General features: G+C 71.8%; 6 protein-coding genes. All 6 read right to left on the bottom strand.

Annotated features, from left to right (window positions below; all coding sequences use genetic code 11):
• Window positions 1-1,171, bottom strand: a 1,171-nt coding sequence (locus G3573_RS17790; protein ID WP_163263037.1) for an AAA family ATPase, incomplete at its 3' end; no start/stop codon positions are given.
• Between the two features lie 29 nt (window positions 1,172-1,200).
• Window positions 1,201-2,052, bottom strand: a complete 852-nt coding sequence (locus tag G3573_RS17795) for an outer membrane protein assembly factor BamD (RefSeq protein ID WP_163263038.1) — start codon at window positions 2,050-2,052, stop codon at window positions 1,201-1,203.
• A gap of 113 nt (window positions 2,053-2,165) precedes the next feature.
• Complete coding sequence (gene lpxC / locus G3573_RS17800; RefSeq protein ID WP_346427412.1) at window positions 2,166-3,062, bottom strand: UDP-3-O-acyl-N-acetylglucosamine deacetylase; 897 nt, start codon at window positions 3,060-3,062, stop codon at window positions 2,166-2,168.
• Window positions 3,063-3,245: 183 nt separating this feature from the next.
• Window positions 3,246-4,862 (bottom strand): cell division protein FtsZ, encoded by a 1,617-nt coding sequence (ftsZ, locus tag G3573_RS17805; protein ID WP_163263040.1) that lies wholly within the window; start codon window positions 4,860-4,862, stop codon window positions 3,246-3,248.
• A 240-nt stretch (window positions 4,863-5,102) separates the two neighbouring features.
• On the bottom strand, window positions 5,103-8,096 hold the full coding sequence (locus G3573_RS17810) for a hypothetical protein (protein ID WP_205598337.1): 2,994 nt from the start codon (window positions 8,094-8,096) through the stop codon (window positions 5,103-5,105).
• Window positions 8,097-8,159: 63 nt separating this feature from the next.
• Window positions 8,160-8,704, bottom strand: a 545-nt coding sequence (locus tag G3573_RS17815; protein WP_163263041.1) for a hypothetical protein, incomplete at its 5' end; no start/stop codon positions are given.

Consider the following 8,704-nt stretch of genomic DNA (forward strand, 5'->3'; position numbering starts at 1 on the left):
TCACCACTTCGGCCAGGCGCGCGCCGGCGTCAGCCCGCGCCGCCGACAGCGTGCCGGCGGCGTCGCGATAGGCGCCCTCGGCGGCGGCCGCGGCGGCGGCGGCGTGGTTCAGGGCGGTCTCGGAGTCCTCGATCAGGCGCAGGGCCTCGGCGATGCGCAGGCGCTCGGCCGGCAGGTCGTCGGTCAGGACGTTGAGTTTGCGGGCGGCGGCGCGGAGCGCGAACAGCCGCTCCTCGGCCTTGTCCAGGCGGCCGGGCTCGAAGTCGAAGGCGTCGGCGGCGTTGTCGACCGCGGCGATCGCCTCCTGCGCCTCGACCAGGGCGCGGTCGACGGCCTCGGCGGCGGCGCGCAAGCGCTGCACGACGACGTTGTCTTCGCCGGCGCCGGCCTGCACGGCGCGGGTGCGGGCGTGGTCCAGGGCGCGGAAGGCCGCGGCCATGCGGCTGGACAGCTGGTCGCCGCCCAGCGCCTCGCGGGCCGAGGCGATGTCGGCCATGGCTTTCTCGGAAGCGCCCAGGATGGCGCGCTCTTCGGCCAGCTGCAGTTCCTCGCCGACCTTGGGGTCGAGGCGATCCAGCTCGGCCAGGCGGGCGGTCAGCTCCTCGGCTTCAGCCGCGGCCCTGGCGGCGCGCTCGCGCAGGCTCTCGGCGGCGCTGACGGCGTCGCGCCAGGCCTTCCAGGCGGCGCGGACGGCCGTGACCTTCGGCTCCAGGCCGCCGTAGGCGTCCAGCAGGCTGCGGTGGGTGCGGGCGTCGAGCAGGCCGACGGTCTCGTGCTGGCCGTGCACCTCGAGCAGGGCCTCGCCCAGCTCCTTCAGCACGCCGACGCTGACCGCCTGGTCGTTGACGAAGGCGCGCGAGCGGCCGTCGGCGCCGAGCTGGCGGCGCAGCACCAGGTCCTCGCCCGGATCGAAGTCGAGTTCTTTTTCGGCCAGCACGGCCCAGGCCGGATGCCCGGCCGGCAGGGCGAAGCCGGCGGTGACCACCGCCCGGTCCGCGCCCGCGCGCACCAGGCCTGCGTCGGCGCGCGCGCCGGTCGCCAGACCCAGCGAGTCGAGAATGATGGACTTGCCCGCGCCGGTCTCGCCGGTGAGGACGGTCAGTCCCGGACCCACGACGAGGTCCAGGGACTCGACCAGAACGACGTCACGGATGGTCAGGCCGATGAGCATGCCCGCGGTTTAGCGGGATTCGGGGCGGATCAGCCCGGGATGATCTTCCCGAGCCAACCTTCCTTCTTCTTCGCCTTCTCGGCCGTCTCGGTCGGGGCGACCGGCTCCAGGCCCTTGGCGGTCAGCAGCTTGTAGGCGTCGTTGTACCAGGGGTCGCCCGGGAAGTTGGCGCCCAGCACCGCCCCGTTGTGCTCGGCCTCTTCGTTGAGGCCCAGGGTCAGGTAGGCCTCGACCAGGCGGTAGAGGGCTTCCGGGGTGTGCGAGGTGGTCTGGTACTTGTCGACCACGGTCTTGAAGCGGTTCACCGCGGCCAGCGGCTGGTTGCGGCGCAGGTACCAGCGACCCACGGCCATTTCCTTGCCGGCCAGCTGGTCGTTGACCATGTCGATCTTCACCCGCGCGTCGCGGGCGTAGTCGCTGTTCGGATAGCGCTGGGCCACTTCGCGCAGCGCGACCAGCGCGCTGGCGGCCGAGCCCTGGTCGCGGCCCACGTCGACGATCTGTTCGAAGTAGCAGATCGCCTTCAGGTAATAGGCGTAGGAGGCCGAGGGGCTGCCCGGATACAGCTGGATGAACCGCTCCGACGCGGCGACCGCGTCAGCGTACTGGTTGCCCTCGTAGTAGGCGTAGGCCTGCATCAGGATCGAGCGGCGCGACCACTCCGAATACGGGTGCTGGCGCTCGACCTCTTCGAAATAGTCGATGGCTTCCGACCAGCGGCCCTGGTCGATGCGCTGCGCGCCCGTGGCGTACAGCAGCTCGACCGGACGCTCTTCGTACGCCAGCTTCGGCTTGTTCTGCTTGCCCGCGCAGCCCGACAGAGCCGCCGCCACAAGGACGGCCGCGATGATGGAACCGCGGCGGATGAGTTCTCGACGCACCGATGCGACCTCTCGATTGAGCGCCCCCGGGAGGCTTCCCCCGAAGCTCGTTAATCGGTTCTACACGACGTGATCGCGACGGCCAACACAACCGATGTCGCGGCTGACGCGCGTCAGACCGCCTCGGCCAGCTCGGCGGCCGGGACGCGCACGCGCCAGGCTTCCGGACGGGCCAGCAGGGCGCGAACCAGGGCGTTGTTCATGGCGTGGCCGGCCTTGCGGCCTTCGAACCGGGCCAGCAGCGGCATGCCCAGCACGTACAGGTCGCCGATGGCGTCCAGGGCCTTGTGACGGACGAATTCGTCGACGAAGCGCAGGCCCTCGGGATTGAGGATCCGCTCGCCGTCGATGACCACGGCGTTCTCCAGCGAGCCGCCGCGGGCCAGGCCCATCTGGCGCAGCGCCTCGACCTCGTGGGCGAAGCCGAAGGTGCGCGCCGCGGCCAGCTCCTCGCGGAAGCTGTCCTCGGTCAGCACGAGATCGACCGCCTGCCGGCCGATCACGGCGCTGGCGAACTCGATCTCGAAGAACACTTCGAACTGCTCGCACGGCAGCAGGGCGGCGTACTTGTCGCCTTCCTGGACGGTGATCGGCTCGAGAACCTCGATGTAGCGCTGCGGGCCTTCCTGGCGGCGGAAGCCGGCGCGGTCCAGCAGTTGGACGAACGGCAGGGCCGAACCGTCCATGATCGGAACTTCGGGGCCGTCGAGCTCGACCACGGCGTTGTCGACGCCGAGCGCGGCCAGGGCGGCCATCAGGTGCTCGATGGTGGAGACGGTCGCGCCCGCGGCGTTGGCGATCACCGTGCCGAGCTGGGTCTTGACCACCGCGTCGCCGGAAACCCGAATGCGGTTGTCGCGGTCTTTGATGTCGGTGCGCACGAACACGATGCCCGTCCCGCTCGGGGCCGGACGGATCGACAGGCGCACGCGGACCCCCGTGTGCACGCCCACGCCCGCGCAGATGGCCGGCGCGGCGAGGGTGTGTTCATTGAGATCCGACGATGCGATCAAGACGAAAATCCTGGTTAGTTCGCCCGACTTGACGCGGGAGTTGTGGCCCATCGGACCACTAGGCCCCAGGCGGGGCCAGCTCAACTAAAGTCGGGTTTCGCTTTGTTTCACGCTGAAACGGAAACGGGCGCGGGGGAAAACCCCGCGCCCGTTCTCTCTAGGCGATTTCAGTCGCGAACGTCAGTTCGCCAGACGCCGCAGGAACGACGGGATTTCTAAGTCGTCCTGGGGTTCGGCTTCCGGCTGCTGGGCCGGCTGAGCCTGCTGGGTCTGGCGCATCTGGGGCTGGCCACGGCCGAAGCTCGGGGCCGGCTGGGCCGGGGCTTCGTAACGCGGACGGCCGCCGAACAGGCTGCGCCAGCCGCCCTTGCGCTCGGGCTCGACGTACTCTTCGCGTTCCATGCGCGGCTCCGGCTGACGCGGCGCCATGGCGCGCGGGGCCGGCTGCGGCGCCGGGGCGGCGTCGAAGTACAGGTCGCCCTGGCCGGCGTCGTCCTCGTCGGCGACCAGCGGGTCGACGATGCGGGCGATCGGGCGTTCGGCGTCGGCGGCCACGATGCGCGGCTCCTCGACGCGGGGCTCGCGGATGTCGACGCGGCGGCCGCCGGTGTCGAGGGTGCGTTCCGGTTCGGCCTGGCGAGCGAACATCGGCTCACGGGCGGCCGGAGCCTCCATGCGCGGTTCCGGACGGGCGGCGAAGGCCGAACGGACCGGTTCCGGCTGACGCGCCGGCTCCGGCTGGCGGGCCGGCTCGGGCTGACGCGACAGGGTCGAGCCGCCGACCGCGCGGGTCGACTGGGCCGGGGCCTGCGGAACCGGCTTCTGCATGGCGGCGGAGTCCATGCCGGTGGCGACCACCGACACGCGGATCTTGCCTTCCAGCGACGGATCGAAGGCCGCGCCGAAGATGATGTTGGCTTCCGGGTCGACCTCGGCCGAGATGGCGTTGGCGGCCTCGTCGACTTCCAGCAGGGTCATGTCCAGGCCGCCGGTGACGTTCACCAGCACCGCCTTGGCGCCCTTCAGCGAGGTCTCGTCCAGCAGCGGGTTCTGGATGGCGTTCTGGGCCGCCATCAGGGCGCGGTCCTCGCCGCCGGCCTCGCCGGTGCCCATCATGGCCTTGCCCATTTCGGACATGACCGTGCGCACGTCGGCGAAGTCGAGGTTGATCAGGCCCGGCAGCACCATCAGGTCGGTGATGGAGCGCACGCCCGAGTGCAGCACCTGGTCGGCCATGCCGAAGGCTTCGGCGAAGGTGGTGCGCTCGTTGGCGACGCGGAACAGGTTCTGGTTCGGGATGACGATCAGGGTGTCGACGTACCGCTGCATCTCCAGGATGCCGGCGTCGGCCAGACGCATGCGGTGACGGCCTTCGAAGGTGAACGGCTTGGTGACGACGCCGACGGTCAGGATGCCGCGCTCACGCGCGCACTTGGCGATGACCGGGGCCGCGCCGGTGCCGGTGCCGCCGCCCATGCCGGCGGTGATGAACACCATGTGAGCGCCTTCCAGGTGCTCGTAGATTTCGGCTTCGGACTCCTGGGCGGCGGACATGCCGACCTCAGGATGAGCGCCGGCGCCCAGACCCTGCGTGATCTCCACGCCGAGCTGGATGCGTCGGTCGGTCTTGGCGAACTGCAGCTGCTGGGCGTCGGTGTTCGCGACGACGAACTCGACCCCCTCCAGCTCCGCCTCGATCATGTTGTTCACGGCGTTGCCGCCTGCGCCACCGACGCCGAACACCACGATGCGGGGCTTCAATTCCGTGGCGCGGGGCGCCGACAAATGAATAGCCATCACCGACCTCTAGACACCCTGCCCGTGGCCTTGCGCGCCTGATTCGACGCGCTCTCCGGGCGAGAGTTAATGGAAAACCACCAACCTTAAGGGACCGTTACCGGGCCTTAAGCCGAGTCGCGAAGTCGACCACCGCTTAGTTAACGAGAGGTGAGCCTGTTCTGTGGATGTTCTCCACATGACAATTGCTCGGGTCGCGACTCCCGCGACAGGGCGTCGCAGCGCCCCCTCACGGTCGGATCAGAAGAACAGATTCTCGCCCTTGGCGCCCTGCGGCGAAGGCTTCCCGGACGGCTTTAGCGCCGCCGCCTGCGTGGGCGCCGGCGGGGCCGCCGGCGCGGCTCCGCGGACCGGAAGGCCCAGGCCCGTGGTGCGCGGCGGCGTCTTGTCGCGAAGCTTCTTCTTAACGGAGGCGACCCAGCCGGCGAAGCTGTCGGCCTGCGCCGCCGCCTTGGCGAAGTCGGAAGGCTTAAGACTCGCCCCGTCCAGGCCCGACAGGGCCACCCGCAGGGCGTCGGGCGCGCGCGCCCGGTCGATGAAGCCGCCGAAGCGCTCCGACAGGCGCGCCAAGGCCTTGCCGTCGCCGGCCAGCGAATAGGCCACGCCGGCGCGGATCAGCCGGCTCTCGTCGTCGCCGGACAGCGGCTCGGCGGTCTGCTTCCAGCGGTCGCCCAAGCGACGTTCCAGCATCGGCGCCGCGGCGGCCCAGTCCTTCTCGCGCCAGGCGATCTCGGTGCGCACGTCTGTGGCTTCGGGCGAAGCGTCGCGGCCCAGAACCTCCAGGGCGTGGTCGTAGCGGCCCAGCTCCATCAGGGCACGGGCCTCGATGCCGCGCCGTTCGGCCAGCAGGGCGTTGGGCAGGACAGTGGTGCGGGTGCCCCAGATCGTCTTCAGCGCGCCTTCGGGGTCGCGGTCCATCAGGTGGACGGTCGCGAGGTCGGCGGCGACCTGGGCCTTGGCCACGCCGTCCAGGCGGTTGTCGACCTGATACTGCAGCAGTTCGGCCGCCGGTTTCAGCAGGTCCACGTCGACCAGCCGGCGGGCCAGGCGGCGCACCATCTCGTCGCCGTCGGCCCCGACCGGGGTCAGCTCACGGAAGTCGTAGAACAGGGCCAGCGCCTGGATCGGCTCCAGCCCGTCGGCCAGACCGTCGAGGAACAGGCCGCGGAAGGCGTTGCTGAGGTCGGCCTGTAGCTGCACGGCGCCCGGCGAATCCGGCAGCCGCCCGCCGGCCGAACGCAGGGCGTCCAGCGCCTCGCGGTAGCGGCCCTGCTGCAGGTAGATCTCGCCCAGGGTGCGGATCACCTCCACCTCGGTGGCGTCCCCGCGCCAGCGGAAGCGTAAGGAGTCCAGCGCCTTGATCGCGGTGGGTGCGGGCGTCAGGCCCTGGTCCAGGCGGATCTTGGTGGCGCGCAGCTTCGCCGGGGTGGCGATGGCGTCGTAGGAGGCCTGGGCGACCAGGTCGTAGATCTTCAGGGCCCGGGCGCTGTCGCCTTCCAGCTCGAACAGCCGCGCCTGCACCAGCCGGCCCGCCAGCTTGTCCAGCGCCGGGGCGGGCTGCTCCAGGCCATAGGCCAACAGCGAGCGGGCCGCGCGCAGATCGCCGGTCTCGATGGCGGCGCGGGCGTGCTCGATGGCGAAGCGGGCCTTCCACTTGGCCGGGAACAGGTCGATGGCGCGGGCGCCCTGCTGGAAGCCCTTGCGGGCGTCGGCGTAGTGGCCCAGCCGCGCGTCGGTGTAGCCGCGCCAGAGCTCCGCCGACGCGTCCGACGCCAGCACCGGCGCGGAGAAGTCGGCCTGCGCCTCGCGCCAGCGGCCGACCATGGCGCGCGCGGCGCCGCGCAGCCCGCGGAACTCGGGATCGGCCAGCACCGCCTGGTTCTGGCGGGCCAGGCCGTCCAGCACGCCGATGGCCTCGTAGGACAGTTCGGTCCCGACCAGGAAGCGGGCCAGCGCCATGCGGGCGTTCACGCCGGCGTCGGCCTGCTGCGCCTCCAGGGCGGCGAGGTCCTGCAGCTGGCGATGCCGCGCCAGGAAGCCGCCTTCACCGGTCTGGGCCCACTCCTCCGCCTTGATCACCGCCGGCAACAGGGCGGGCTTGGGCAGTTCGGCCGGCACGGCCGCGGCGCGCGCAGCGACCGGCGAGGACAGTTTCAGGCCGCCCGGGCGGGTGATGCGCACCAGGTCGCCGTCGGTTGAGACCTGCAGGTCGCCGGCCGCCGCCTCGATCGCCAGGCCGTGGGCGGTCGGGATCAGGGTGGCCTCGACGTACTCGCGACGGCGCCCGGCGGTCTTCACCGGGGCCAGGGCGGTGACCGCGGCGAAGCGGTCGCCCACGGCCGGGTCCTTCAGCCACACCACGCGGCCGGCGCCCGAGAGGGTCGCGGTCAGGGCCGGCGGCCCGGACTCGTCGTCGCGCTTGATCTTCACTTCACCCTGGGGCGGCTGCAGCGGGCCGCCGAACACGACCGTCCAGGTCGCGCCCTGCGCCTGCACGTCGACCGGCACGTCCTCGGGCGCCTCGACGCGGGCGACGGTCCAGCCCGGGCCGGAGGTCCAGCGGATGCGGTCGACCGGGCCCAGCGCCCTGGGCGCCTTGGACAGGTCCAGCTTGGCCTTGGCGTCGAACACGATCCAGACCGCCTCGCCGCGCCGGAACACGGCGGCGCCGACCGGAGCGGCCCAGGGGAAGCTGAGGCTGAGGCGATCCTTGCCCGCCTCGGCCAGCACGTTGACGGCGCCGGACTTCGGGACCGGATTGGGCCGCTCGGCCGCGCGGGCCGCTTCGGGCGGCGGACGGAAGACGTGCAGGTAGACGGCGCCGTCGGCGTGGCCGGTCTTGGCTTCCGCGCCCTCGACCAGGGTGAAGACCAGCTCCACTCCCCCGGCGACTGCGCGGGTCTCGACCTTCTCGACGCCCAGCGGCGGATCGGCCCGCAGGCGGCCGATGTCCGGGCGGCCGGCGCCCGGCAGGCGCACGACCACGTCGCGCCCGTTGCGGCGGACGGCGGCGCGGGCGCCCGAAGCGCCGTGGAACTCGACCCGGGAGATCTCGGCGTTTTCGCCGACCAGGATTTCGATCTGGGCCGCCGAGGCGATCGGGGCCACGGGCGGCGGCCCGGCGGCCTCGGCGAAGGAGCCGACCGCGATGGCGCCCGCGCAGGCGATCGCCACCGTCGTGTTCAGGACGGCGCGGCGCGATCTGGGGCGCGACTCGGACGCAGGGCGGCTCATGTTGGGTGCAGCGTCTGCGAACCCGGTTAGGCCGCGGTTAACGCTAACTCAGCCGGAGGGAGATCAGCCCGCCTTGGCGGCGGGCTTGGCGGCCGGAGCGTTCGGCGCGACCAGCTTCTCGGCGGCCGCGTCGGCGGCGGCGTAGCGCATGGCCAGTTTCTCGGTCAGCTTGCGGGCTTCGGCGGCCGGCATGGCGGCCAGCACGGCGGCCAGCGAGCGTTCCTTCATCTTCGAGGCGACCGGCAGGCGGACCCGGTCGTCGAGCTGGGTCATGACGTCGGCGGCGTCTTTCGGCTTCATGGCCTCGTAGACCTTCACCAGACGCGTAATCTCGGCGGCTTCGCGCTGGTCGCCCTGGGCCAGCAGGCCGTTGATGTCGCCCTTCAGGGCCTCCAGCGCCTTCAGCTTTGCGTCGAGCTTGGCCTCGGCGGCGGCCATCAGGGCCAGCTGGGTGTCCATGTTCTTTTCGCGGTCGTCCAGTTCGCCGCGGCGGCTCTGCAGGCTCTGCAGCACGCGCAGTTCGGCCGGCGACAGGCCGGCGGCCTTGGCGAGCTCCGTGGCCGAGGGCGCGCAGACCGGCGCCGCCGGCTTGACGGCGACGGCGGGCG

It is taken from the genome of Caulobacter sp. 17J65-9 (assembly GCF_010975005.1).
In the GTDB taxonomy this organism is placed as follows: Bacteria; Pseudomonadota; Alphaproteobacteria; order Caulobacterales; family Caulobacteraceae; genus 17J80-11.